The organism is Falsirhodobacter sp. alg1 (genome assembly GCF_000739715.2).
In the GTDB taxonomy this organism is placed as follows: domain Bacteria; phylum Pseudomonadota; class Alphaproteobacteria; order Rhodobacterales; family Rhodobacteraceae; genus Falsirhodobacter.
Map to the genome: position 1 here is coordinate 121,967 of NZ_BBJC02000006.1, position 26,004 is coordinate 147,970.

Here is a 26,004-nt window from a genome sequence, read left to right on the forward strand (position 1 = left end):
TTCCGGCCCACAAGGACCCTTTCATGATTGTCTATCTCGTTCGCCGTCTGGGGCAGAGCATCCTCGCGATCATCGCGATGGCCGTGCTGGTTTTTGCCGGCGTCTATTTCATCGGCAACCCCGTCGATGTGCTGATCAACCCCGAGGCCACCCAAGCGGAAATCCTTGCCACCACCCAACGCCTCGGGCTGGACAAGCCGCTGTACGAGCAGTTCGGAATATTCATCTGGAATGCGCTGCACGGCGATCTTGGCACGTCATTCGTCTATGGCCGCCCCGCGCTTGAAATCATTCTGGAGCGTCTGCCCGCCACGATGGAGCTGGCGGTGGTGGCGCTGATCCTGTCGGTAGGGATTGGCATTCCGCTGGGGATCTGGGCCGGGCTGCGTCCGAACAGCCTGTCCGGAAAGACGATCATGGGGGGCTCCATTCTGGGCTTCTCGCTGCCGAATTTCTGGCAAGGGATGCTGCTGATCCTGATTTTCGCGGTGCTGTTGGGCTGGTTGCCGGCCGGTGGCCGCGGGGAAACGCGCGCGTTTCTGGGCATGCAGGTCAGCTTTCTGACGTGGGACGGGCTGAGCCATCTGCTTCTGCCCGCCATCAATCTGGCGCTGTTCAAGATGTCGCTGATCATCCGCCTGACACGGGCGAACACGCGTGAGGTCTGCCTGCAGGATTACGTGAAGTTTGCGCGTGCCAAAGGGCTGGCGGGCCGCCGCATCGTTCTGGTGCATGTGCTGAAGAACATCATGATCCCCGTCGTCACGATCATCGGGCTGGAGCTCGGCTCCATGATCGCCTTTGCCATCGTCACCGAAACGGTCTTTGCATGGCCCGGCATGGGCAAGCTGCTGATCGACAGCATCAACCTGCTGGATCGTCCGGTCATCGTTGCCTACCTCATGCTGACGGTGCTGATCATTGTCAGCATCAACCTGATGGTAGACGTCATTTATTCCCTGCTGGATCCCCGCATCCGCCTATCGGAGATGAAAGGTTGACCCTCAGCACCTCCAACACCCCCGTTCGTATCGACAGCCCCGGGCGTCGTATCGTCAAGCAGTTCATTGAGGATCCGGTTGCCGTTGTCGGTCTGGTGCTGTTCGTTCTGGTGGCGCTGATCGCCGTGGCCGCGCCATGGATCGCCCCGCAGAACCCCTATGATCTGGCCCAGCTTGATATCATGGACAGCTCTCTGGCGCCGGGTGAATCCAATTTCATGACCGGACAGATCTATTGGCTGGGAACCGACCAGCAGGGCCGCGACATGCTTTCGGCCATCATGTACGGCCTGCGGATCAGCCTGCTGGTCGCATCCATCTCCTTGGGGTTGGCCATCACGATCGGCACGATCGTCGGGGTGGCTGCCGCCTATTTCGGCGGGCGGCTGGACAGTTTCGTCATGCGGGTGGTCGATCTGCAGCTGTCCTTTCCCGCCATCCTGATCGCGCTGATCCTGCTGGCCCTTCTGGGGCGCGGGGTGGACAAGGTGATCCTTGCGCTGGTGATCGTGCAATGGGCCTATTATGCGCGCACGGTCCGCAGCTCGGCCATTGTTGAACGCCGCAAGGATTACATCGATGCCGCGCGTTGCCTTGCGCTGTCGGACCGCAGGATCATGTTCCGCCACCTGCTGCCGAACTGCTTGCCGCCGCTGATCGTGGTGGCAACCGTACAGATCGCACAGGCCATCGCGCTGGAGGCGACGCTGTCCTTTCTGGGTGTGGGTGTGCCGATCACCGAACCGTCGCTGGGGCTGCTGATCGCCAATGGCTACGATTACCTTTTGTCGGGCGTTTACTGGATCAGCCTGTTTCCCGGCATTGCGCTGGTGGTGACGATCGTTGCCATCAATCTGGTGGGTGACCGCCTTCGCGATGTTCTGAACCCGAGGTTGCAGAAATGAATCCACTTCTTCAAGTCACGGATCTGCAGACGCATTTCTTCACCCGCGATGGTGTGGCCAAGGCGGTCGATGGCGTCAGCTTTACCCTTGAAAAAGGGCAGGTGCTGGGCCTGGTGGGGGAATCCGGCTCCGGCAAATCGGTCACCGGATTCTCCATTCTGGGGCTGGTGGACCCGCCGGGCCGGATTACGGGCGGCCAGATCCTGTTTGACGGCACCGATCTGGTGGCGGGGGGCGAACCCGCGCTGCGGCACCTTCGTGGCAAGCGGATCGCTATGATCTTTCAGGATCCGATGATGACGCTCAATCCCGTGCTGCGGATCGACACGCAGATGGTCGAAACCGTCCGCGCGCATGAGGATGTGTCCCATGCCGAGGCGCTGCGCCGCGCGCGGGAGGCCCTGGTTCAGGTGGGCATCTCACCACCGGACGAGCGGTTGAAGAGCTATCCGCACCAGTTCTCGGGGGGGATGCGCCAGCGTGTCGCCATTGCCATCGCATTGCTGCACAAGCCCGATCTGATCATCGCGGATGAACCGACGACTGCACTGGATGTGACCATTCAGGCCCAGATCCTGTCGGAATTGCAGACGCTTTGTGCCACGTCCGGCACCGCGCTGATCTGGATCACCCATGATCTGGCCGTCGTGTCCGGTCTGGCCGACCGTCTGGCCGTGATGTACGCGGGCCGGATCATCGAGGAGGGGCCGACCGCAGAGGTGATTGCCCGGCCGCGCCATCCCTATACGCGCGGCCTGATCGACAGTGTGCCGCGGGGCAAACGCCACGGCGCGATGCTGACGCAGATCAAGGGGATGACCCCCTCGCTTCTGAAGCTGCCAAAAGGCTGCAAGTTCATGCCACGCTGCCCGCGCGCCGATCGCGTGTGCGAGGCTGAACCCTCGCTTGTGCCCCTGACCTCCGAACGGAGCGTGCGCTGTTTCCACCCACATGATGATGCCGAAGAGGTTCTTCAGCCGTGACCGAAGACTGTATTCTCAAGATCGACGGCGTGACCAAGCGCTTCTCCAACGATCTGGACATTGCCGAAAGGACCGCCCGCAAACTGGGGGCAAAGATCGAACCCGTGACGGTCCATGCCGTGGACGGCATCACGCTGGATGTCCGCAAGGGCGAGGTTCTGGGCCTTGTGGGGGAATCCGGCTGCGGCAAATCCACACTGGGCCGGATGGTGGCGGGGCTGACCCCGCCGACAGACGGCCGGATCCTGTACAAGGGGCAAAATGTTGCCGAACTGAAGGGGACTGCCGCACGGGATGCCGCGCTGCGGATCCAGATGATATTCCAGGATCCGATGTCCTCGCTGAACCCCCGTTTGCAGGTGCGTGACATCATCGGCGAGGCGCCGCGTGTCCACGGCATTGTGGGGCGCCGGGAAATGGCGGGCTATGTCGAGGATATCCTTGCGCAGGTCGGTCTGGACCCGAGCACCGGCAAACGCTATCCGCACCAGTTTTCCGGTGGACAGCGGGCGCGCGTGGGAATTGCGCGGGCATTGGCGGTCAAGCCCGATTTTCTGGTGTGTGATGAATCGGTGGCGGCGCTGGATGTGTCCATTCAGGCGCAGGTGCTGAACCTGTTCGTCAAGCTGCGGCAGGATTTCGATCTGACCTACATGTTCGTCAGCCATGATCTGGGCGTGGTGGAACATATCTCGGACCGGATTGCAGTGATGTATCTGGGCCGTCTGGTGGAACTGGGCGATGCCGAGGATCTGATCGCGCGGCCGAACCACCCCTATACGCAGGCGCTGGTCAGCCAGATCCCGACGTTCGAGACCGGCAAGAAGACCTATCAGGCGATCAAGGGGGAAATACCGTCGCCCATGAACCCACCGCCGGGCTGCCATTTCCATCCGCGCTGCCCCTTTGCCCACGACCGTTGCCGGTCCGAGGTGCCCGTATTGAAACAGGTTGCCGCCGGCCGGATGTCGGCCTGCCATCTGAACGACAGCGCAGCCTGACCACTGCCATTACCCCCCTAGGAGATTTCCAATGCGAAATGACAACCCGATCTGGTCCTATGTCGATGCGAAAGGAGAGGAGTTCTGCGGACTGGCCGACCGCGTTTTCGATACGCCCGAACTGGCCTATGGCGAAAAGGAAAGCTGTGCCGCGCATACGCAGATGCTGCGCGATCAGGGATTCCGGGTCACGCAGAATATCGCGGGTATTCCGACGGCCGTGATGGGAGAGGCCGGATCGGGCGGCCCCGTCATCGCGATTCTGGGGGAATATGATGCACTGCCGGGGCTGTCGCAGGAACCGGGGCTGGCCGAACCGAAGCAGATCGCCGATCACGGGTTCGGGCATGGCTGCGGGCACAATCTGCTCGGCTCTGCCGCCTTGTCCGCGGCGACGGCGGTAAAGGACTGGCTGGAGGCCGAGGGGATCGAGGGGCGTGTCCGTTACTTCGGTTGCCCCGCCGAAGAGGGCGGCGCGGCCAAGACGTATATGGTCCGTGACGGGCAGTTCGATGATGTGGATATCGCGATCACATGGCATCCGGGCAGCTTCAACGCGGTTGATGACATGCGGTCCCTGGCAAACACGCGGATCGATTTCACCTTTCACGGCAAGGCCGCCCACGCGGCAGGCGCGCCGGAGCTGGGCCGCTCGGCCCTGGATTCGGTAGAGCTGATGAACATCGGCATCAACTACATGCGAGAGCATATGCCCGATGCCGCACGGGTGCATTACGCCTATATCGACGCGGGCGGCATTGCCCCGAACGTTGTGCAGTCGAAGGCAACGGTGCGCCAGTTGATCCGCAGCCCCGATCTGGTCGGCCTGCAATCCCTGATCAAGCGTGTGCGTGACATTGCAGACGGGGCGGCGCTGATGTCCGGGACCAAGGTGACCTCGCAGGTGTTTTCTGCGGTTTCCAACCTTGTCCGCAATGAGCCGCTGTGCCTGGCCATGCAGGCCGAATTCGACGCCCTCGGGCCGGTGGAGTTCGATGCCGAGGATGCCGCTTTTGCAAACGAGATCCGCAAGACATTCTCGCGCGAGGATATTGCCGACACCTTCAAACGTCTGGCGATGAAGCCGGATTATGACCTGCCGTTATTTGACCGCGTGGCGCCTTTGGACCGGGTGTTCATGGGGGGCACCGGATCGACGGATGTGGGCGATGTCAGCTGGGCCGTTCCCACGGTTCAGGCGCGGGTTGCAACTTGTGCGGTCGGCACGGCACTGCACAGCTGGCAGCAGACGGCCCAGGGCAAGGCACCCGCCGCACATAAGGGAATGCTGCATGCGGCCAAGGTGATGGCGGCAACGGCACGGGCCGCGATCGTGGATAAGGCGCTTATTGCCGAGGCGAAAAAGGCCCATGCCGAAACCATGGCTGAATCGCCCTATTGCTGCCCGATCCCGCCCGAAACCATGCCGCCCCGCGGCACCGCCTGAGGGCATTTTCGCCCCCCGGTCGGATGGCCGGGGGCGGTTTCGCCGCGTCAGTCCGTCTTCAGCCGGCCTGCGCCGATATCCCAGAACAATCCGCCCATCATCTGCGTCGCCTCCCGTGCGACGGCCACCATGATATGTTCGTCGGGGGCGTGCTGGGAACAGGACGGATGGGAATGCGGGACCCAGATTGTCGGCAGCCCCAAAATCTCTGCAAATACCTCATTGGGCAGGGAGCCGCCAAAGTTCGGCTGAACCGCAGGCTCCTTACCCGTTGTCTGCCGGATAGAGTCCACGGCCAGCCGCGTCCATGGATTGTCGGGATCGGTGCGCGTGGCGTGGAAAAAGCCGCGGTCCATCAACTCTATCCGGATATCGGCAAAGCCATGGGTATCCAGATGCTCACGCAGGGCGGGGATGATGCGGTCACGGTCAACCCCCACGACATAGCGCAGCTGGCAGGTTGCGCGGGCTAGGCCCGGAATTGCATTCACGGGTGCCTCGGGACGGCCGCAGATAAAGGCCAGCACCTCGAAATTGCACCATCCGTACACCTGTTCGGCACCGGTCAGGCCCGGTTCGCCCCAATCGGGGTCTGTTTCCGGATCTTCGGGGCCATAGTCCATGTCGATCCTGCGCAGGGCGTCATGCACGTTTTCCGGAATAGTTCCCGGTGTCCATTCCGGAATGGCGATGCGCCCTTTGGCATCCGTGATGGTGGCAAGCGCATGGGCCAGCCGGATGCCCGCGTTCGGCAGCAGACCGCCCCAGTTGCCGGAATGATGGGCGCCCGCGCGCAGATCGCAGATCAGGTGGAACCCGTGTCCGCCCCGCGCCCCGAGAAAGACCGTCGGTGTATTCGCAGACACCCGCGGCCCGTCCGATGCGATAAGCACGTCCGCCGAAAGCAGATCCGCATGGGTCCGCACCATCTCGGCCAGCCCGGGTGAACCGGATTCCTCGCCCATCTCGATCAGGATCTTGGTATTGAACCCCAATGTGCCGCGCGTTTGCAGCACGATCCGCATTGCCGCCAGATTGATGGTATGCTGGCCCTTGTTGTCCACCGTGCCCCGCCCGAAAATCCGGTCCTCTGCCAGGGTGGCGGCCCATGGATCGCGGTTTTCCTTCCAGTCGCCCGCCATTCCCCACAAGACATCGCCATGCCCGTAGCCAAGCACCGTCGGCAGGGCCGCATCCTCTATCCGTTCGGCATAAAGTGCCGGAAGGCGCGGCAGAACCGGATTATCCAGAATGCGGCAGGTGAAGCCCATCGCCTCCAATGCCGGGCGCATTTCCTCCATCAGATAGCAAAGGTGGTCGGCGGCGCTGTCCTCCCGCGGGCTTTCGGAGCGGATGGCAATTCGTGCCTGCAGTTCCCGCAGGAAATCCCCGCTGTCCACATAGGCACCGGCGGCAGAGATTACAGTCTGGCGTGTCATAGGGGCGTGTCCTTTGCTGCGCATTTACGGAAGTCGGGCAGGCAAGCGCGCGCGGACTTCCGCCCGTCTTTGGCCCATCGCACGGTTGCAGCATGAAACCGCACGGCCCCTATCCGGGCATGGTGTTTCCATGATATTCCATAGGTATAGCTTATATGCCCGCATCGGATCAGGGTCATCCTGCGGGGGCGGGCTGTCAATGGCCCGAGGCCGGAATCCTGCCCGTGGTGCGCTATTCAGAACCCCTTTGCCTGCAATCAGGGCATTGTGCCATCCAGCCGGAACATATCGATGCGGAATTTTCCGAATGCCTGTCCGGTGCCGCTCTGTCCCAATGCCTGCCGGAATGTATCAAGGGCGGATTGGCCGTCCAGCTCCTCATCCGTGGGGCCAAGCCAGTTGACGCAGACAACACGGGCGCGGGTGCCGCGCAGCCAGCCGCACAGTGCGTGAATATCGGCATGTGTCAGGAAATACATCACTTCCGACAGCAGCACCAGATCCGGCACCAGATCCGGCAGGTCCTCCGGGACGCTGCCCTCCAGCACCTGAACATGGGGCAGACCAGCAACGGCCGCGCGGGCGGCAAGGGCTGCGGCCCGCACACAGTCGATGCCCGTCAGCCGCCGGCACCGCGGCGCAAGGCGTGCAAGAAGCGTGCCGTTGCCGCAGCCGATCTCCAGCGCATTGTCAAAAGGGCCGGGGCCAATCGCATCCAGTGTGGCGGCATATTTCGCGGCCTCATAGGGGCTGGTGCGATGGTTCCAGGGATCATCGGTTGCGGCATAGAGGCCGGACAGATGGCGCAACGTTTCCTTACGGGGCAAGGAACACCTCCGGCTGGGACAGGAACAGCGTCTGCAGCGCCGGGTCCATGACGAACCCGTCCGGATCGTCATCGATCAGCGGGGTCATCTGGCTGCGGTGGCAGGCAAGCGCAGGCTGTTTCAGGGGGCTGCGGTCGGTCAGGTACCAGCCTTGGGCAGGAAAGGGCAGATCGGGCGTGACCCGCCCCCAGACCGGATAGGCAAGATGGTGCAGATCGGGACGGTTGCGGACCACGGTTGCGGCCAGTCGTGCGCTTTGCTGGTGGTCGATATGCGGATCCCCCGCCCATGCCGAAAGGAGCAGCGCCCCTTCGGGTATGAGGGCATCCAGCCGTCTGACCGCCGGCCCGTCGGCCGGGGCGCTGCAATCGGGATAGCCCATCATATGCAGCTCCATATGACCCAGAACGGCAAGGGCGGCCAGCATTTCCTGATGGCGCAGGCTTGCCAGCGCGTCCTTGGGCCAGCGGGCAGAGTTCGGGTGGGAACGTGTGCCGTCCGTCACGCAGATGATGCGGCAGGGCACGCCCATGGCACTGGCTGTTGCCAGAAGATTGCCGCAGCCCAGTGTTTCATCATCGGGGTGGGGGGCCAGTACGGTCAATGTCCGTCCGGCCAGCAGATCGGCGGTTGTGACGGGTGTGAAACCGCTTGTATCCTGAAATTGCATCACAGCCCCCACGTCCGGCTGCGCACCGGATCGGCAAGGATGCGATCCATGACACCCTGCGACAGCCCGTCGGGGTTCGCCTGCCGCAGGTAAAAGGACAGGTCCCGCCGGATACGATCAGCCGGATGCGCCCGCGCGAACGAGGCGGCCCCGAGGGCGTGATCCATTTCGCGCATCAGCACCTCTGCCTCCTCGGCCACGACCAGCCGCGCAAGGATGGACACATCCGCCGTTTCGGGGCGGGCCGCCGGGGCCTCCACCTCGGTCGCGGCGCGGGTCAACCACAGGCGGGCCGTTTCGCACGCGGTCAGCATCCGGCGGAGGCGCAGGGATTGCAGGGGGGCCTCTGCCTGCCCGCGCGCGCGCAGCTGATCGGCCGTGATCCGCGTCAGGGCGCGCATGGCCCCCATCTGCACGGCGGCATAACGCCATACGCCACCTTGGAAATACGGCTCGGTCAGGTAGTCACCGGGGCCACCCAGGGCGATGGCATCGGCAACCTTCAGCCCCTCCAGATCGCAGCGCCCCGATGCGGTGGCCATCATGCCGGACACGGCCCATTCCGCGGGAAACAGGCGGCCCTCCAGCTGGTCACGGCGGAACAAAAGAAGTTGCGGCAGATCGCCCGCGCGGACAGAGATGATCATCCGGTCCACGGTATCGGCACCGCTGGCGAACAGCTTCGCACCGCGCAGGTGATCCCCGTCCAGACGGGCCGGCGCAGGCCCGTCCGCACCCCAGATACCGAAAAGCTGCCCTTTGGCAATATCACGGCTGAACAGCGCTTCTGCACCGAACAGGCGGACCAGTTTCAGGGCGTTGACATGTCCCTCGAACAGCCGCCCCGCCGACAAGCTGACCTCGCCCACGGCGGCCAGCGCCTCCATCAGCGGCAAAGGGCCCGAAGGCACGTCGGACAAAAGCCCACCCCGGCGCAGCGCCGAGACGAGCGACGGCCCGCACGGCCCATCCGCACCGTCCGCTGGCAGGGCGCGCAGCAGCGACACGGTCGCGCGAACCTCATCCTGCATTGGCAAGACCCCGTCCCATCAGCACGGTCTGTCCGACAAAGCGCGCCAGATCCGGCATCCCCGCCTCCAGATCCGAAATCCGCAGCCGTTGGCCGAAGGGGACGGAGCGGTCGGGAAACGGATCCTTGCCCCCGGCCTTGGCAGCACGCCACAGGGCCGCGATGTCTGCGGGGCGCATCATGGCCTGATCGGCCCAAGGGTCGGCTTCGTGCTGGCGTGCGCGGATGCAGGCCGACATGCCGTTTTCGGCGCGGCCATCCAGCCGGGCGGATACCCAGGTCTGCATGGCGGACGAATAGGTAACGCGCAGGCCGCACTGCTCTGCCCGATGCACCAATGCCCGATCCTCGCTGGAGGCGACGGCGGGAAGCCCCCCCAATGCATCATAGCTGCGCGCTGTCAGGGCCAATGCCGCCCCGGATTCCATATAATGCGGGCGCAGCGCATCTGCGGCCAGACGGCCCTGCAGCCGGTCGATGTCGCAGCGCACCTCGTGCATCAAATGGGTATATCGTGCCTCGGTGCGGGCGGCGTGCAAGGCGGCGGGTGTCAGCCAATGGTTCAGATCGCGCACCCGGATCGCCCCGCACACCAGATCCGCAGAGCGCAGGCCCGCCACCGCCGCCGCGATGAAATCCGGGCGGGGCACGGCATCGGCATCCGTGGTCAGCAGGACCGCATCCGGTGCCTCGGCCGCCGCCATATCCATGCAGAGCCTGCGCGCGTTACCGGCATTGGCAAGGCCGGGCGGCAGAACCACCTCATGCACCTGAACGGTCATGGTCATGGCGAGGGCCACGGAATGGATACGGGCAATGGTGCAATCGGTCGTATTGTTCACCAGCAGAACCGCTGTCACCTGCAGGCCGGATCGCCGGGTTGCCCGATCCAGACTGCGCAGCAGGCGCTGAATGCGGGCGGCCTCGTTACGGATCGGAATGGCGATAACGACAGGGGGCGGTCAATCAGGGGGGCGGCGCGGTGCAGCATCGGTGATCCATCTTGTCCTGAGGGCTGAGAGGCGAACGAGATCCGCAAGGTTCTGTTCCCCCGGCCGTTCAAAATATCGTGTGCACCGTTCCTCATGGGCTGGTTGTTGCACATGCGCGGCCCACCCGTCATTCATAGGGGAATGTCCGGAAACGTATTTCTTGGGGGAGCGGATCCTGCAATGACGCCACTTTGCACGTATGATGGTCCGGTCTGGCGTATCCTGCCCGAAGGGGCGGTAGATGATCCGGCGATGCCGGCACGTGCGCCGGAAGGACGGTTTCACCATTCAGGCCAGATCGCGGCCTATGCCTCGCTCAGTGCGGAGGGGGCGCATGTGGCGATCAGGCGGTATCTTGGCGATGGGGTGGCGCGCCTGTTGGTGCCTATGTGGCTCCGCTCCGGTCTGGTGGCGGATGTGCGTCAGGTTAGCGCTGCCTCTGTCGTCTGGCAGGATATGCGGGCGGGTGGGGCCGTATCGCCAACATGGGCGTATTCGGACAAGGCGCGCGCTGCGGGGGCGCAGGCGATGCTCTATTCCTCCAGATCACGGCCGGATCTGTCCCATGTGGTGGTGTTTGCACCCTCCTGTCTTGGCCTTGTCGGCCCCATTACCCCGTTCAAGGCATAGGCACGGGTCTGGCGGCCTGCGGGGCGGCATCTTGAAAACGCGATGGTGGTAATATCCTCTAAGTCAATGTTATAAGTCAGCTTTTCGGTGTCGGGACTGGGCCGTGTCCGATGTGTTATACATTCGGGGCAAAGTCGAATACTGTCGAGGAAGACGTCGGGTCATCCCTTATTTTCACGACAAATCAGATATATATTGCCGCAAAGCCAAGCGCGAGGAGATCAGGATGGGCGACGGGACAGGGCGGCAGGCCGTGATACAGGACCATGCCGCCTATCTGGAGGGAAAGCACAGCTTTCAGGCCGATATCGAGATGCTGGCCAACAGTGCCCTGATCGGGACGGTTCTGGAAACGGTTATACTGGCAACGAACATGCGGTTTGCTGCCGTGGCCCGTGTGACCGCGGATCGCTGGGTTGCCTGTCGCACGGTGGATGAGGTGAACTTCGGCCTGAATTCAGGTGATGAGATCGATATCCAGTCAACCTTCTGCCAGTCGGTGCGCGATACCTCGCAGAAGGTGATGTTCAACAACGCGGCGACCGACGAGATCTACAAGGGGCACCCGATTGCGGACAAGTTCGGCATCGTGAGCTATGCGTCCATTCCCATCCACCGCAGCGACGGCAGCTTCTTTGGCACGCTTTGTGCGATCGATACCGAACCGCGGGATGTGAAGCACCCGCGTGCCGTTGCGATGCTGGAGATGTTTGCCGACATCATCGGTCGCAGCCTTGAAACCGAAGAGCGGCTTGAGGCGCATGAGCATATGGTGGCCCACGAGCGGGAGCTGAGCCGCATCCAAGAGGAGTTCGTGGCCGTTCTGGGGCATGATCTGCGCAACCCCGTGGCGGCACTGGATGCCGGGTTGCGGCAGTTGGCACGGGAACCGATGACCGATAAGGCGCAGGTGATATTGCCGCTGATGCAATCCTCGGTGCGCCGCATGAAGGACCTGATCGAGAATATCATGCTGCATGCCAAGGCCCGTCTGGGCGGTGGCATCCGTATCTCATCCGAGGCGAACGCCCCTTTGGCCGAGGCGATCACGCAGGTTGTGGAGGAGGTCCGTGCGGCCTCGCCCGATCAGCACATTACGCTCGATCTTCGCTTTGACCGGCCTGTCAGCTGTGATGCCCCCCGCGTGGCGCAGGCAATTTCGAACCTGCTGTCGAATGCGGTCCGCTACGGCACATCGGGCACGCAGATCTGTGTGCAGGGAATGATCGGCGAATCCGGCATCGAGATCAGCGTGGCCAACAAAGGGGCCGCCGTGCCGGATGAATTGCGGCAGGATCTGTTCCATCCGTTCCGGCGCGGTGCCCATGCGGCAGGCGAAGGGCTTGGCCTCGGGCTTTATATCGCATCCTCCATCGCCACGGCGCATAATGGCCGGATCGAGGTGACATGCGAAAACGGGCTGACGACGTTTATTTTCAAACTGCCGTTGCTGCCGCAGGCGGTTGCGCTGCAGTGACGGACCGGGCATGCGGCAGGTGCGTCCCGTCCTGCCGCAGCCTGTCCCGCGTGACGGGCAGGCCCGTCACGCGGCGGGGTCAGACCATGCCGCCGTTTGCCCGTAGCGTCTGGCCGTTGATCCAGGCACCGTCCGGTCCGGCCAGAAAGGCCACCGCATTGGCAATATCCACCGGCTGTGCCAGCCGTTCCAGCGGGTTGGCCTTGGACAGTCGTTCGATCTGTTCGTCGGTCTTTCCCTCCAGAAACAGCGATGTGGCTGTCGGGCCGGGGGCCACGGAATTGACGGTGATGTTTCGCCCCCGCAGTTCCTTGGCCAGAATGTCGCCCATCACCTCCACCGCGGCCTTGGTTGCGGCATAGACGCTATAGGACGTGAGTTTTGCGCCCACGACCGATGTCGACAGGTTTATGATCCGCGCGCCGTCCTGCATCCGCCGCGCCGCCTCGCGCAGCGTATTGAACGTACCCTTCAGGTTTATCGCGACGATCCGGTCGAACACGTCATCTTCGGTTTCCGCAAGGGGGGAAAGCTGCAGGATACCGGCGGAATTGACCAGCACATCCGGCACCCCGAACGCGGCCTCGGTCTGGTCGAACAGCCGGGCGACCTGCGCCGGATCGCTCACATCCGCCTGTGCCGCCACGGCCCGCCCGCCCGCAGCCTCAATCTTGGCAACCACCTCGTCGGCCGCCTTTTGGTTACCGGAATAATTGACCACCACGCTGAATCCGTCTGCGGCAAGGCGCTCGGCTATGGCTGCGCCGATCCCGCGGGAGGCGCCGGTTACAAGGGCGGTTTTCTGGGTTTGATCCGGCATCTTCGTCTCCATCAGTATATTGCCTGGCTAGAAATGGGGCATTGCGTTGCCTTGGCAATTGTAGCTTTTTCGGCATTGCCTTCAGACGAAGGCGCAGACCATCGGAAATCACGCCTTAGGGCCAATTAAGGTCCTGCCAGCGGCCATAGCCCCTCCCGTGCCAGCATTTGAAATACGGATAACCCATGAAGCTGATTATTGACACCGACCCCGGCATCGACGACGCGCTTGCGATCCTTTATGCGGCCGCGCATCCGGACATAGAACTTCTGGGTCTGACCACGGTTTACGGCAATGTCACGATAGAGCAGGCGACGCGGAACGCGCTGTATCTGGCAGAACGGGCGGGGCTGGATATTCCGGTGGCGCAGGGCGCGGCGCAGCCGCTCAGTGTTCCGGCCTATCCCCCCTCGCATGGTGTGCATGGTGATGAAGGGTTCGGCCTGTTGCCCGCGCCGGTTCCGACGCAGGTGGCGTGCGAGGGGGATGCGGCAGATTTCCTGATCCGCATGGCACGGCAGCATCCGGGAGAGCTTGTGATCTGTGCCATCGGGCCGATCACCAATATTGCGTTGGCCATCCAGCGGGACCCGGCATTTGCCGGCCGTCTGCGACGGATCGTGTTTATGGGCGGGGCGCTGGATGTGCCGGGCAATATAACCCCCAGTGCCGAGGCGAATACATTCCACGACCCCCACGCGCTTGCCATCGTTCTGGATTGTGGCGCACCGATGCTGATGGTCGGTCTGGATGTGACCATGCAGGTCATCCTGACAGCGGGCGATTTCGCGGATCTCGCGCGCATCGACCGGTCCCACGGGGCGTTCCTGCGCGATATGGCCAGCTTCTATCTGGAGTTCTATCATGCCAAGGGATATCCGGGCTGCGCCTTTCATGACCCTTTGGCGGTCATGGCCTGCATCGATCCTGCGGCGGTAGAAACATCGGCCATTCCTGTGGAGGTGGTGCTTGACGGGCCCGCCATGGGGCAGACCGCGCGCAAGACGGGCGGGCGGGTGATCGACGTGGCCCTCGGCTGTGACCCGGACAGGATCAAATCCGCGTATTTTAAAACCATGCGGTCCGAAGGGATGATGCCCGCCGCCGGGTGATGTGGCGCTGTGCACTGCGGCGGGGGCCAAGGGGCGGGGTGATGGTCCTTGGCCCGCGCGCCCCAAGCGGCGTGTTTTTTTGTGAAAACAGGTGCGGTCATCTTTGTTTGCGGCGCAATTTGCGCGCCAAGGACAAAATTTCCGCCCATTTCTTCGGCGTCGAAATAAAGACGGCCCTTTGCCCCCCTGTAAAACTTTTACCGAACGTAAAAACTTTCATGCTGGAGAAAAGGCAATTCACGGAGTCTCTAGATGGAAATAGGCGTCTTTCTCCCGATCGGAAACAACGGATGGCTGATCTCAGAGACAGCCCCGCAGTACAAACCCAGCTTCGAGCTGAACAAGGAAATCACCCTGAAGGCCGAGGCCCATGGTCTGGATTTCGTGCTGACGATGATCAAGCTGCGGGGGTTCGGCGGCAAGACCGAGTTCTGGGACCACAATCTTGAAAGCTTTACCCTGATGGCCGGGCTGGCCTCGGTCACATCCAAAATCAAGCTCTATGCAACAGCGGCCACGCTGGTGATGCCGCCCGCAATCGTCGCCCGGATGGCCTCTACCATCGACTCGATCTCGAACGGCCGCTTTGGCGTCAATCTGGTGACGGGCTGGCAGAAGCCCGAATATGAACAGATGGGCGTGTGGCCGGGGGATGAGTTCTTCGAGAACCGCTATGATTATCTGAAGGAATATGCGCAGGTGCTGCGCGATTTGTGGGAAACCGGATCAAGCGATCTTCAGGGTGAACATTTCACAATGAACGATTGCCGCCTGTCGCCGCAGCCACAGGCCGACATGAAGATCATCTGTGCGGGATCGTCCGATGCGGGCATGGCGTTTTCCGCGGAATATGCCGATTACAGCTTTTGCTTCGGCAAGGGCGTGAACACGCCGGCCGCATTCAAAAGCAACCCCGAGCGCCTGATGGCGGCAACGGCCAAGACGGGCCGTGATGTCAAGACCTATGCCCTGTTCATGATCATCGCCGATGAAACCGACGAGGCTGCCCGCGCGAAATGGGAGCATTACAAGGCCGGGGCCGATCATGAGGCGCTGGAATGGCTGGGCCTGCAGGCCAGCAAGGATACGAAATCGGGCAGTGATACGAATGTGCGCCAGATGGCGGACCCCGTTTCGGCGGTGAACATCAACATGGGTACGCTGGTCGGCTCCTATGAAAATGTGGCCCGGATGCTGGACGAAGTGGCGGCCGTGCCCGGCACCGGTGGCGTCCTGCTGACCTTCGATGATTTCGTCAAAGGCATTGACGATTTCGGCACACGTATCCAGCCGCTGATGCGGTCACGCATGCCGGCCAAGGTGGCGGAACCGGCATGAGCGGAAAAACCATCAAGTCCGAGCCGGAGAACGTCCATTTCGCGCCAGAGGAAACGGCACTGATCGTGGTCGATATGCAGAACGGCTATGCCAGCAAGGGCGGCTACGTCGATCTGGCCGGTTTCGATCTGACGGGGGCGCGGTCCTGCATCGAGAATATCGGTGCGGCTGTTGCTGCCAGCAGGGCTGCGGGGGTGCAGGTCGTGTTCCTGCAGAACGGCTGGGATGCAGGCTATGCCGAGGCGGGGGGCAAGGCCTCGCCGAACCTGACCAAGTCCAACGCGATGAAAACCATGCGCCGTCAGCCCGAACTCTGGGGCAAGCTGCTGTCGAAGGGCGGCTGGGATTATGACATCATCGACGAGCTGGAGCCGCAGGAGGGCGATCTGCTGGTGCCCAAGCCGCGCTATTCCGCCTTTTTCAACACGTGGCTGGATAGTGCGCTGCGCTCCCGGGGGATACGCAATCTGGTGTTCTGCGGGATCGCCACGAACGTCTGTGTCGAAAGCACGCTGCGCGACGGTTTCCATCTGGAATACCATTGCCTCATGCTGGACGATGCGACCCACCATCTGGGCCCGCAGTTCGTCCGGGATGCCTCTGTCTATAACGTAAAGACCTTTTTCGGCTGGGTTGGCGAAACGGCGGATTACTGCACCGCCATGACCGGCGGTTAGGGGGGTACTCCGGGGTGGGCCCGGATCTGCGCCTTGGCGGGGGAACAGCTCTTGCCTCCGCCGGGGCGCGCCGCATAGATGCACCGATGACAGAATTACCGCCCAAACGAAAAACCACGCGCAACCAACAGGCCAAGCGGCAGCTGATTCACGATGCCGCCCTTGACGTCTTTGCCGAGAACGGGCTGCGCGGGGCAACGCTGGAGGCGATTGCCCGTAGGGCCGGACTGTCGAAGCAGAACCTGATCTATTATTTTCCGACAAAGGAAGCGATCTACACCGGCCTGTTGCAAAGCCTGCTGGACATATGGCTGCAGCCCATGGCCGAAATCCGCGCGGAGGGTGACCCCGCCACCGAAATCCTGACCTATGTGCGCCGCAAGCTGGCGATCTCGCGCGATATGCCACGCGAAAGCCGCCTTTTCGCCACCGAGGTGCTGCAAGGCGCGCCGCTTCTGGGGGAGACACTGACGGGCGGGCTGCGCCATCTGGTGGACAAGACGGCCGCCCTGTTCGCGAAATGGGCGGCAGAGGGCAGGATCGCCGATCTGGACCCGCATCACCTGATCTTCTCTATCTGGGCAATGACACAGCATTATGCCGATTTCGATACGCAGGTCAGCGCGGTGCTGGGGCCCGCGCGGGCCGAGCAGCGGTTCGATGAGGCGGAGGTATTTACCGTGGCAGCCGTGTCACGGATGATCGCGCCCTGAACGGGGCCTGCGCCACGCAATCGTAGGCGGCGCAGGATGGCGCTAGTTCCGGTAAAGGCACAACACCGTGCGGTCATCGGAAAACTCGGTGCTGGAAGAGCCTTTCACCTCGGGGAAGGCGTGGAGTTTATGCGGGTCCTCCGCCTCTATCTCGTCAAACCGGCGTTCCCAATCGGCCACGCGCGTTCCTTCCGGCAGGCCGTAATAGCCGTCGGAAAAAATCTCGAGCGACTGGCAACCGGCTGCATCGACGAAATGGTCGGTAATGCCGAACCCCTGCGGCGGCGTGGCGTTGATCGAGGCAAAGCCCAAGGGGTGGCGGGCATCATTCGCAAACCGAGGCTGCACCCGGATACCGCCCCGCAGGAATGTTTCCAGATCGTCCGTGAAGCTGCCCATCTGCGGGGAAAATCGTGCCATGATCCCGGCCAGGACGGCGTCGGCCTCGGCGGTGGAAAGAATGCCGTCACCCACCGCCGCATCCAGCCCGGCATAGCTGACCCTGCGCCCCGTCAGCTCCAGCGTATCAGGATCGTTGATCCGCTGCGCAATGTGGGAACGCACGGCAATACGGGCGGCGGCGCTGACATCATCGATCATCTTGTCGTTCTGCAACAGGCGCGTGCCGTTGATCCGGACCCCGCTGTCTCCGATCAGCACGATGCGGAATCCGTCGGGGCAGGTGATCACCGCGGCAAGCGTCGTGGAGGGGGGTGGGTCGCCCCGGCCTTGTGGCCTGCCTCGGCAACCGCCTGCGACAGGGCGGTGCCGATCCGGGTGATATCGACCTGCGGCCCCTCGGCCAGAAGCAGCGTCACCAGTGCCTGTGCTGCCGTGCGTGCCGCCAGCCGCCCCGAAGTTTCGCCGTTGTACACCTGCCCCGTGGGGTCGGTCGCGCCATCGAAAACGGCATGCACCAGCCCGGGCAGAACCAGCGCGATGTCATCGCCCGGCATATCGGAAAAGCGCCGCTTGGAGCGCGAGAAAAGTTCGATCTGCATGGTCTGGTCCTTCAGACGAAATTGGCTTCGCGATCTTCCGACAGGCGGAAGACGAGAAAGACGCAAAGCCCGGTGCTGACCGTCAGGACCGTTGAAAGCGCTGCGGCCACCCCGAACTCTCCGTCGACGACCGACAGGTATATCTTGACCGGCATGGTCACCGTGCTTGCGGTATAGACGATCAATGTGGACGACAGTTCATTGATGGCGGTGATGAAGCTCATCAATGATCCGACGATGATACCGGGCATGATGAGCGGTACGGTGATTTTCAGGAATGTCTTTGCCGGAGAGGCACCGAGCGCGATGGCGGCCTCCTCGATCGAGGGTTTGACCTGGCGCAGCACTGAACTGGTGGAGCGCACCCCATAGGGCAGGCGGCGTATAAAGACGATCAGGATGATCATCGTGGCCGTGCCCACAAGGTTGTACCAGCCGCTGTTGAAGGTCGTGACGAAGCCGATCGCCATCACCACGCCGGGCACCAGATAGGGCACCATCAGGATCAGATCCAGAAGCCCCGAAATGAAGCTTTCCCGCCGCACGACGATAAAGCTGAGCAGGCTGGACACCACCGCGATCAGTGCCACGGCACAAAGCGCGAAGATGAAGCTGTTCATCACGGCGTCGGGGGCCTCGGCCATGATGCGGCGATAACTGTCAAGGCCGAAGCCACCGGAAAAGACCGGCCCGTTGGTTGCAAGGAACGAGGTCCAGATGACGACGAAGGCCGGAACCATTCCCGCCAGTGCGATGCCATAGGACACGCCGTGCACCAGCACCGAACGGGCGCCGTGCAAGGGGGCGCGCTGGCGTTTGTGCGTCATGGAGGAGGCATAGCGGCGTTTTGCCAGCATCCGGCGCTGGATCAGCAGGGCCAGCATGGAAATGGCGATCATCACCATTGAGATGGTCACCGCCATCGTCGGGGTGCCGCCCATCTCTGATGTGTATTGCGTATAGGCGATGGTCGAGAGCGTACGCACCCCGCGGCCGATGATTGCGGGTGTGCCGAAATCGGCGATCGACAGCACAAAGGAAATGATCGCCCCCGTCGATACGGCGGGAAACACCAGCGGCAACGTGACCTTGCGGAACCTGCGCCAACCGCTGCACCCAAGGTTTTCTGCGGCATCCTCAAGGCTCTTGTTGATCCCGTTCAGGGCATTCTCCGTCATCAGATAGATGAAGGGGAAGAATTTGAGGCTGAAAATCAGGATGATCCCGGCCATCCCGTAAATTGACGGAATATCGATGCCGATGGCCCCAAGCGCGTTGGTGATGGCACCGTTGTTGCCCAGAAGCATGATCCACGCATAGGCCCCGATGAACGGCGGGGAAACCAGCGTAAGCACGGCCATGGTCGAAATCAGTGTCCGGCCCCGCAACTGGAAGCGTGACATGCAGAAGGCAAGGGGGACGCCCAGCAGACAGGCCCCCAGCATTCCCGCCACGCCGACGATCAGCGTATTGGTCAGCGCCGAGACATAATAGCGGCGGGTAAAGATCTGGATGTAGTTCTCCAGCGTGAAGCGGCCGGTATCGGCATCCTCGAAGCTGATGATGAAGACGGACAGGATCGGCCAGAACAACAGCACCCCAAGCATTACGCAGGCGGCGATCATGATCCATGTCCAGAAGGAAGGGGCAGACAGGCGCAAGGATCCCCCGGTCATGAGAGCCTCCGCCCGGTTACGCCGGATTCGAAGACCTGCGCCCTGGACGGATCGAAGGCCAGTTGCGTTCGCGCGCCGCGCGGCAGGCCAAGCAGCGCCGGATCGGGGGCGCAGATGGCCTGCACTTCCTGACCGTTTTCCAGATGCAGCGCCACCGAAACCTCGCGGCCGGTAAAGGCCACCTGATCCAGCGTGGCCGGCAGGGTGACCATCCCTTCCGGCGGGGTGCCGGTAACGATCTGCAGGTTTTCAGGGCGCAGGGCCAGTTCGGCCCCGTTGCCGGGAATGCCGGGCGCAAGGGGCACGGGAACCCCGGCGATGGTGCCGTTCACCAGCGGTATGAAATTGTTCGACCCGACAAAGGCGGCAACGAAGCGGTTGGCCGGGCTGTGATAGATCTCCCACGGGGCGGCGGCCTGCTGGATGACGCCCCCGTACATGACGCAGACCGTGTCGGACATGGCCAGCGCCTCTTCCTGGTCATGGGTGACATAGACGGTCGTCATGTCCATGCTCTGCTGTACGGCGCGCAGTTCGCGGCGCAGGTCTACGCGCAGCTTGGCATCAAGGTTCGAAAGCGGCTCGTCCATCAGCAACAGTGTGGGCTGAACCACCAGCGCCCGTGCCAGACCGACACGCTGCTGCTGACCCCCGGACAGCGCGTGCGGCATCCGGTCGGCATAGGCGGCAAGCTGCACCTTTTCGAGGATATCATCGACGCGCCGGGTGATCTCGGCGCGCGGCACCTTGCGCTCTTTCAGGCCGAAGGCAACGTTCTCGCGCACGGTCACATGGGGAAAGATCGCGTAATCCTGAAACACCATTCCGACATTGCGGCGATGCGCGGGCAGCTTGCCGATATCGGTACCATTCACCACGATCTCGCCGCTGTCATGGGTATGGAACCCGGCGATCGCCCGCAGCAGGGTCGTCTTGCCGCAGCCCGAGGGGCCAAGCAGGGTAAAGAAGGTTCCGGTCGGAATTTCGATGTTTATCTCGGAAAGGGCCATTACGTTGCCGTAGCTCTTCCGGACACGTTTCAGGTGCACGTCAGCCATTGGGTCGTTTCTTCTTGTAAGGGAAAGAGAGCATGAATGGCCCGCGGGTACGGCGGCGGGCCATTCGCGTGCGTATCTCAGAGCAGGTCGAGCGAAAGGTCCTGCCACTTCTCAATGAGACGCTCCCGGTTTTCGGCGGCCCAGATGGAATCGTATTTGCCAGCCGGAACCTCTTCCAGCGGGATCAGCGTATCCTTGGACGGGACGTCCGAACGGATCGGGCGGCGGCCGATTTCGGCCACGACGGCCTGCGCCTCGGGCGAGGCGATGAAATCGATGAACGCCTTGCCGGCATCGGGGTGCGGCGCATCCGCCATCAGCGCCATGGCATCGGGCACAATGGCGGTCCCATCGGTCGGATAGACGATCTCGACTGGGCCGCCGCCGTCACGGTACCGCGATGCCGCATCCTCCAGCGTCAGGCCGATGGCCAATTCGCCGTCGTTGACAAAGCGCGGCACGGCACCGGTGGAGCTGGAGATCACCATGTTCTGCATGATGCCCTTATAGGTTTCCCAACCCGCCTCTTCGGTTTCGGCATTCTGCAGGACCAGCGCAAGCTGGATGAAGGCAGAACCTGAACGGTCGGCAGCGGAGGAAGAGATCATGTCGTTGTATTCGGGCTTGGCCAGATCCGCCCATGAGGTCGGCACCGGCAAATCACCAAGTGCGTCCTTGTTCACGGCAAAGGCCATCACCACGGCGGTGAACGGCGTCCAGATGTCGCTGGTGCGGAACATGTCGTAGAACTTGTCGGCATCGGCCGGGGTATAGGGCTGGAACAGTTCGGAATTCAGATCCAGCAGGGACCCGTCCACGCTCCAGATCACATCCGCTGTCTGCTGGCCCTGCTCCGCGCGCAGGCGGTTCAGCAGTTCACCCGAGCCGGCCTTGATCAGTTCGACGTCGTTGCCCGTGGCCTTTTCGAACATCGGCAGCAGGTCGTCGATCATCTGCTGCGGTGCGGCGGAATAAACGACGACGGTTTCCGCATGGGCCGAGGCGGCAAAAAGGGCAATCGCAGTCGTTAGGGAAAGTTTCGAAAGAAAGGTCATGTCAGTCCCCGTTGGTTATCTGTCCCGGCCTTTGATCGACCGTGGTCCGATTAAGTTTCTTAACATAAAATAATAAGTCAAGAACGAAGGGGTCTTGTCACGGATTTTTTGTTACATCATCTCCATTAATTGATCATGGGTCTGGAAGGGCCGACGCGGCTGCCTACCTGTTGGGCAGCAGGGAAGTGGATAGATGCTGGATTTGGGTTACAACGAGCGCCGGGCGCTGGAGATCATTCGGAGCGACGGGCCGATTCCCCGGGTAGAGCTGGGGCGCCGTTTGTCGGTATCGGCACCGACCATGACGCGGCTGACCGGAACGCTGATCGACCACGGGCTGATCCGCGAGGCGCAGGCCGAAGATCCGCCGGAAGGTAGGGGAAGGGGCAAGCCTTCGACCATTGTGGATCTGAACGGTGACGGGCTGCATTCTGTCGGGGTCTTCTTCGACCCCGATGAAATGTCGGTCTGCGTGTCGGATCTGCGGGGCAATATCCGCGCCGAACGAAGGATGGCGATCGGATCGCGGCAATTCGCGGATCTGATGACCCAGGCCTCTACCGCCGCCGAGGATGTGTTGGCCGAAGCGGGTCTGGAGCGGGAGCGGTTGGTGGGCTGCGGGCTGTCCTTTCCCGGTCATTTCTCAAAAGACTCCGGCCGGTTGACGCGGATTCCGCAGTTTGCCGATTGGCGAGCGATCAATGCGCCGGATGATTTCCAGCCCTATTTCAACATGCCGGTGCATCATGAAAACGATGGCAAGGCGGCTGCGCTGAACGAGCTTTATTATGGCGTGGGCAAGCGGCGGGATACTTTCGTCCTGATCCTTCTGACCTACGGGATCGGCGGGGGCATCGTGATGCGCCGCTCGCTCTATCGCGGCGCGCACCGGAACGCGGCGGAATTCGGGGGCATTTTTCCCAAATCCAGACCGCGGCCCTCGGGGCAGGATCTGTGCGACCACCTGCGCCGCAACGGCCTGCCAGTGGAGCGTTTGTCCGAGATCGGCACACAGTATGTCGATCATCCGCTGGTGGAGGAATGGGTCGAGCAGGCGGCCGAACAGTTGCGCATGCTGGTCCTGATGCTGGCCCGTACGGTGGATCCGGGCGAAATCGTCATCGGTGGCACGCTGCCCGTGGTATTGCAGGAACGGATGCGGATGCGCATTCTCGAAGGCAGTCTGGGGGAGGATTTTCTGGTCGAGGCGCCGGAAATTTCCGTCACACCGCATAGCGCCCTCATGCATCGCGGTGCGGCCACCATTCCGCTGTACCGCACGATGACGCCGGGGCACTATCCCGGTCGGGCGCTGAAGGGCTGGCGGTAGGGTCGCCGCTGCATCCCGGGCGCAAAAGCCATGTCGCCGCGGTGAACGACAGATCAGTCCTGATCGGCCTGCTGGTTCTTCTTGCGGGTTTCGGCGGCCTTCTTTGCGGATTTTGATCGTTCCTCGGCCGGGCGTGCGGCAGAGGCCTTGCCGCCATTATGGGCCGCAGGATTTCCGGTATGCGTTCCGCGCCCCGAGCCGCTTTTGTTTCCGCCGCCGTCATCCTTGTTCACCGTGGCCCATGCGCGCCGTTCGGCTTCCTTTTCGGACAGGCCGCGATCCTCATAGCTGTCGGCAATATGTTCGGCCTTGCGTTTCTGCTTGTCGGTATAGCTGGATTTGTCACCGCGTGGCATTCTGGAGGCTCCTTCCTTCGATGCAGGAAAAACTGCGAAACGGGCCTTCTGTTCCCGCACCGGACCGTGTTCGCCGTTGCACCATGTTCACAAATATGCCGGAGGGCATGATCCGGCCGGGCTGTCCTGTCGCCATCACGATAGGAATGGACTATGCGCAATTTCATTGCATTATCGGGGCGGATATCCCTGCCGGATCCGTGCCGCGCAGGTTAAGGAACCGCTTTTCGGCCCGATCGGGGCCAGACCCAAAGGACGTGCCATGTCTAAGATGACCCCGCAGGCAGAGCTGATGCAGAACGTCTCCGTTCCGTTCGGGCAGGCGCAGGCCATGCCGGTATCCGTTTATACCGACCCTGCATTTCTTGCACTGGAACAATCGGAGGTTTTCGCCAAAAGCTGGGTCTGCGCGGGGCGCGCGGAAACATTGGCCAACCCGGGCGATTACCTGACCTTTGAAATCGCGGAGGAACCGGTCATCGTGCTTCGTGACCGTTCCGGTGTCCTGCGGGCCATGTCGAACGTGTGTCGCCACCGGATGTCGGTGCTGCTGGAGGGGCGGGGGCATATCCGCTCTATCGTCTGCCCCTATCACGCATGGACCTACAATCTGGACGGAACCTTGCGGGGCGCACCGGCGATGGACATGAACGCTTCCTTCTGCAAGGAGCATAACAGCCTGCCCGCCATCCGCTGCGTTGACTGGAACGGCTGGATCATGCTGACGCTGGACGCCGACGCGCCTGAACCCGCCATGCTGCTGGCCGATATCGAGCGGTTGATCCCCTATCTGGACATGAAGGATTACACCGAAACCTTTCGCGAAGAGCATCGGTGGAACACCAACTGGAAAATTCTGGCCGAGAATTTCATGGAAAGCTATCATCTTCCGATGTGCCACGCGGGGACGATCGGCGGCTCGGCGAATCTGCGGGATATGGTGTGCCCCGAAGGATATTCTGCCTTCAACTACCATCATATCCTGAAGGATGACAGCATCCCGCTGTCCCTTGCACACCCCTCCAACACAAGGCTGCAGGGGGAGGAACGTAACCGTACATGGCTGCTGGCGATCTACCCGTCGCTGCTGATCACGCTGACGCCCGGGTATTTCTGGTACCTTTCGCTACGCCCTGACGGGCCGGACCACGTGAAGATCCTGTTTGGTGGCGGCATGTCGAATGATTTCATGCAGGATGAAAACGTGGCCGAACAGCTTGTGGCGCTGAAGGCGTTGCTGGACGATGTGAACGACGAGGATCGTGGCTGCACCGAACGCGTGTGGAAAGGGATGCAAAGCGCCTTTGCCGTGCCCGGTGCCCTTTCGCATCTGGAACGGCCGAACTTCGAATTCGCGCGCTGGATCGCGAACCGTGTCGCCGGGGCGGCCTAGGCGTTGGCAGGGCGCAATCCCTGTAGCACCAGCGCCGTCATTTCGGCACAGATCGCCTCTTGGTCCAGCGCTTCGCCATCCTCCATATCCAGCATGAAGCGCAGCTCGGGGCCAAGGATCGCATAGGCCTCGGTCATGGCCCAGATGTTGAACTGCAGCAGCATCGGATTGACAGGGCGGATCAGCCCGGCCTCGGCCCATTGGCGTATCCGTTCCGCGGCGGCGCGGCTGGCCTCACGCGATCCGGCCCAGCTTTCCCGCAGCAGGGGGGCGCCGCGCATGACCTCTCCGGTGAACATCTTCACCTCTGCCGGATGATCCAGCGAAAAACGGATCTTGCGGCGGATGTAATCCGACAGGAATGCCTCGGGACTGCTGTCCAGATCGACACTGTCGAACAGTTCTTCCCAGATCCTGATGATGTGGTGCAGGGCCTGCTGGTACAGCTCTTCCTTGCTTTCGATATGATAATGCAGCTTGTTCTTGGTTATTCCGGCCCGATCCGCGATGCCTTGGGTAGAGGTGCCTGCAAGCCCGTGCTCTGCAAATTCCAGGATCGCGGCCTCGCGGATCTGCGCCTTCAGGTCTGCGCGCTTCTGGGCAAGGTCGGTACGTGTCACGTCTTCTCCGGCAGATATGCTGTGGCTTCGACTTCGATGACGATCTGGTCCGAGGGCATCATCGCGCTGACCTCTACCACAGTCGAAACGGGGGGCGTATCGGGAAAGAACATCCGGCGGACGCTGTTGTACCGGGGGAAATCGTTCAGGTTGCGGAAATATTGCACCAGCTTGAACACATCGGCCATGGAGCCGCCCGCCTCTTCCATCGTGGCGCGGATGCGGTCGAACACATACCAGCTTTGGGCCAGAATGGGACCATCCTTGGCATCGACGGAAAATTCGCCCGTCTGCCCGATGGTCGGGCCGATGTGGGGTGGCAGATCGGCAAAGCCGGTGACAACCTTGCCCGCCTGCGGATCGACGGCGATCACCCCCGACAGAAAGATGAAATCGCCGCGGCGTGTCCATGCGGAATAACGGGCAAGGGGTTTTGCTGTATCTGACATGATC

Annotated in this window: 27 protein-coding genes; 13 read left to right on the top strand and 14 right to left on the bottom strand. The window is 62.2% G+C overall.

Annotation, left to right across the window (positions count from 1 at the left end; all coding sequences use genetic code 11):
• Positions 1 to 23: 23 nt before the first annotated feature.
• The 5 genes from TR36_RS12355 to TR36_RS12375 are packed head-to-tail and all read left to right on the top strand — an operon-like array spanning position 24 to position 5,337.
• On the top strand, positions 24 to 1,001 hold the full coding sequence (locus TR36_RS12355) for an ABC transporter permease (protein WP_045392966.1): 978 nt from the start codon (positions 24 to 26) through the stop codon (positions 999 to 1,001).
• On the top strand, positions 998 to 1,906 hold the full coding sequence (locus TR36_RS12360; RefSeq protein WP_045392964.1) for an ABC transporter permease: 909 nt from the start codon (positions 998 to 1,000) through the stop codon (positions 1,904 to 1,906). Before TR36_RS12355 ends, TR36_RS12360 begins: the two co-directional genes overlap by 4 nt.
• Positions 1,903 to 2,889 (top strand): ABC transporter ATP-binding protein, encoded by a 987-nt coding sequence (locus tag TR36_RS12365; RefSeq protein ID WP_045392962.1) that lies wholly within the window; start codon positions 1,903 to 1,905, stop codon positions 2,887 to 2,889. Before TR36_RS12360 ends, TR36_RS12365 begins: the two co-directional genes overlap by 4 nt.
• Positions 2,886 to 3,890: an ABC transporter ATP-binding protein gene (locus TR36_RS12370; protein WP_045392959.1), complete on the top strand. Its 1,005-nt coding sequence runs from the start codon at positions 2,886 to 2,888 to the stop codon at positions 3,888 to 3,890. The genes TR36_RS12365 and TR36_RS12370 overlap by 4 nt, the downstream gene beginning before the upstream one ends.
• Before the next feature lie 31 nt (positions 3,891 to 3,921).
• Entirely contained in the window at positions 3,922 to 5,337 is a 1,416-nt protein-coding gene (locus TR36_RS12375; RefSeq protein ID WP_045392956.1) for an amidohydrolase, read from the top strand.
• 47 nt (positions 5,338 to 5,384) lie between these two features.
• On the opposite strand, the gene TR36_RS12380 is transcribed toward TR36_RS12375, so the two are convergent.
• From TR36_RS12380 to TR36_RS12400, 5 genes are all read right to left on the bottom strand, one after another.
• On the bottom strand, positions 5,385 to 6,776 hold the full coding sequence (locus tag TR36_RS12380; RefSeq protein ID WP_045392952.1) for a M20 family metallopeptidase: 1,392 nt from the start codon (positions 6,774 to 6,776) through the stop codon (positions 5,385 to 5,387).
• 257 nt (positions 6,777 to 7,033) lie between these two features.
• Positions 7,034 to 7,603, bottom strand: coding sequence for an SAM-dependent methyltransferase (locus TR36_RS12385; RefSeq protein ID WP_045392949.1), 570 nt, complete (start codon positions 7,601 to 7,603; stop codon positions 7,034 to 7,036).
• Complete coding sequence (locus tag TR36_RS12390; protein ID WP_045392947.1) at positions 7,593 to 8,273, bottom strand: PIG-L deacetylase family protein; 681 nt, start codon at positions 8,271 to 8,273, stop codon at positions 7,593 to 7,595. The genes TR36_RS12385 and TR36_RS12390 overlap by 11 nt, the downstream gene beginning before the upstream one ends.
• A complete protein-coding gene (locus TR36_RS12395) occupies positions 8,273 to 9,304 on the bottom strand; it encodes an acyl-CoA dehydrogenase family protein (protein WP_052362664.1) in 1,032 nt (343 codons plus the stop codon). The genes TR36_RS12390 and TR36_RS12395 overlap by 1 nt, the downstream gene beginning before the upstream one ends.
• A complete protein-coding gene (locus tag TR36_RS12400) occupies positions 9,294 to 10,250 on the bottom strand; it encodes a glycosyltransferase family 2 protein (RefSeq protein WP_082714964.1) in 957 nt (318 codons plus the stop codon). Before TR36_RS12400 ends, TR36_RS12395 begins: the two co-directional genes overlap by 11 nt.
• A gap of 225 nt (positions 10,251 to 10,475) precedes the next feature.
• Here TR36_RS12400 and TR36_RS12405 point away from each other — a divergent pair, with 225 nt between their 5' ends.
• Together TR36_RS12405 and TR36_RS12410 are read left to right on the top strand one after the other, a co-directional pair.
• Positions 10,476 to 10,925 (top strand): RES family NAD+ phosphorylase, encoded by a 450-nt coding sequence (locus TR36_RS12405; protein ID WP_052362663.1) that lies wholly within the window; start codon positions 10,476 to 10,478, stop codon positions 10,923 to 10,925.
• A gap of 226 nt (positions 10,926 to 11,151) precedes the next feature.
• Entirely contained in the window at positions 11,152 to 12,402 is a 1,251-nt protein-coding gene (locus tag TR36_RS12410) for a GAF domain-containing sensor histidine kinase (protein WP_045392941.1), read from the top strand.
• Between the two features lie 79 nt (positions 12,403 to 12,481).
• Here the strand turns inward: TR36_RS12410 and TR36_RS12415 are convergent, their stop codons facing one another.
• Positions 12,482 to 13,222, bottom strand: coding sequence for an SDR family oxidoreductase (locus TR36_RS12415; RefSeq protein WP_045393192.1), 741 nt, complete (start codon positions 13,220 to 13,222; stop codon positions 12,482 to 12,484).
• A gap of 185 nt (positions 13,223 to 13,407) precedes the next feature.
• On the opposite strand from TR36_RS12415, the gene TR36_RS12420 reads away from it, so the two are divergent.
• The 4 genes from TR36_RS12420 to TR36_RS12435 all read left to right on the top strand — a co-directional run bounded on the left by TR36_RS12420 (position 13,408) and on the right by TR36_RS12435 (position 17,062).
• On the top strand, positions 13,408 to 14,334 hold the full coding sequence (locus TR36_RS12420) for a nucleoside hydrolase (protein ID WP_045392938.1): 927 nt from the start codon (positions 13,408 to 13,410) through the stop codon (positions 14,332 to 14,334).
• A gap of 252 nt (positions 14,335 to 14,586) precedes the next feature.
• Positions 14,587 to 15,672 carry a pyrimidine utilization protein A gene (gene rutA / locus TR36_RS12425; RefSeq protein WP_045392936.1) on the top strand — a complete coding sequence of 362 codons (1,086 nt, stop codon included), beginning with the start codon at positions 14,587 to 14,589 and terminating at the stop codon, positions 15,670 to 15,672.
• Positions 15,669 to 16,349 (top strand): isochorismatase family protein, encoded by a 681-nt coding sequence (locus TR36_RS12430; protein ID WP_045392933.1) that lies wholly within the window; start codon positions 15,669 to 15,671, stop codon positions 16,347 to 16,349. The genes rutA and TR36_RS12430 overlap by 4 nt, the downstream gene beginning before the upstream one ends.
• A gap of 86 nt (positions 16,350 to 16,435) precedes the next feature.
• Positions 16,436 to 17,062, top strand: a complete 627-nt coding sequence (locus tag TR36_RS12435) for a TetR family transcriptional regulator C-terminal domain-containing protein (RefSeq protein WP_045393189.1) — start codon at positions 16,436 to 16,438, stop codon at positions 17,060 to 17,062.
• Positions 17,063 to 17,104: 42 nt separating this feature from the next.
• On the opposite strand, the gene TR36_RS15935 is transcribed toward TR36_RS12435, so the two are convergent.
• The 5 genes from TR36_RS15935 to TR36_RS12460 form a co-directional block, all read right to left on the bottom strand.
• A complete protein-coding gene (locus tag TR36_RS15935; protein ID WP_202814429.1) occupies positions 17,105 to 17,722 on the bottom strand; it encodes a hypothetical protein in 618 nt (205 codons plus the stop codon).
• 26 nt (positions 17,723 to 17,748) lie between these two features.
• Positions 17,749 to 18,063 carry a hypothetical protein gene (locus tag TR36_RS15940; protein ID WP_062763383.1) on the bottom strand — a complete coding sequence of 105 codons (315 nt, stop codon included), beginning with the start codon at positions 18,061 to 18,063 and terminating at the stop codon, positions 17,749 to 17,751.
• 11 nt (positions 18,064 to 18,074) lie between these two features.
• Complete coding sequence (locus tag TR36_RS12450) at positions 18,075 to 19,739, bottom strand: iron ABC transporter permease (RefSeq protein WP_045392927.1); 1,665 nt, start codon at positions 19,737 to 19,739, stop codon at positions 18,075 to 18,077.
• Complete coding sequence (locus TR36_RS12455; RefSeq protein WP_045392924.1) at positions 19,736 to 20,797, bottom strand: ABC transporter ATP-binding protein; 1,062 nt, start codon at positions 20,795 to 20,797, stop codon at positions 19,736 to 19,738. The genes TR36_RS12450 and TR36_RS12455 overlap by 4 nt, the downstream gene beginning before the upstream one ends.
• Before the next feature lie 77 nt (positions 20,798 to 20,874).
• On the bottom strand, positions 20,875 to 21,852 hold the full coding sequence (locus TR36_RS12460; protein ID WP_045392921.1) for an extracellular solute-binding protein: 978 nt from the start codon (positions 21,850 to 21,852) through the stop codon (positions 20,875 to 20,877).
• Positions 21,853 to 22,045: 193 nt separating this feature from the next.
• On the opposite strand from TR36_RS12460, the gene TR36_RS12465 reads away from it, so the two are divergent.
• Positions 22,046 to 23,182 (top strand): ROK family transcriptional regulator, encoded by a 1,137-nt coding sequence (locus tag TR36_RS12465; protein WP_045392918.1) that lies wholly within the window; start codon positions 22,046 to 22,048, stop codon positions 23,180 to 23,182.
• 53 nt (positions 23,183 to 23,235) lie between these two features.
• Here TR36_RS12465 and TR36_RS12470 read toward each other — a convergent pair whose 3' ends face one another.
• Entirely contained in the window at positions 23,236 to 23,538 is a 303-nt protein-coding gene (locus TR36_RS12470; protein WP_045392915.1) for a type II toxin-antitoxin system RelE/ParE family toxin, read from the bottom strand.
• A gap of 262 nt (positions 23,539 to 23,800) precedes the next feature.
• Between TR36_RS12470 and TR36_RS12475 the strand changes: the two genes are divergently transcribed.
• Positions 23,801 to 24,931, top strand: a complete 1,131-nt coding sequence (locus TR36_RS12475; protein WP_062763385.1) for an aromatic ring-hydroxylating dioxygenase subunit alpha — start codon at positions 23,801 to 23,803, stop codon at positions 24,929 to 24,931.
• On the opposite strand, the gene TR36_RS15780 is transcribed toward TR36_RS12475, so the two are convergent.
• Together TR36_RS15780 and TR36_RS12485 are read right to left on the bottom strand one after the other, a co-directional pair.
• Positions 24,928 to 25,551: a TetR family transcriptional regulator C-terminal domain-containing protein gene (locus TR36_RS15780; protein ID WP_045392912.1), complete on the bottom strand. Its 624-nt coding sequence runs from the start codon at positions 25,549 to 25,551 to the stop codon at positions 24,928 to 24,930. The two genes, TR36_RS12475 and TR36_RS15780, sit on opposite strands and share 4 nt — an antisense overlap.
• On the bottom strand, positions 25,548 to 26,000 hold the full coding sequence (locus TR36_RS12485) for a RidA family protein (protein ID WP_045392909.1): 453 nt from the start codon (positions 25,998 to 26,000) through the stop codon (positions 25,548 to 25,550). Before TR36_RS12485 ends, TR36_RS15780 begins: the two co-directional genes overlap by 4 nt.
• Positions 26,001 to 26,004 lie beyond the last annotated feature (4 nt).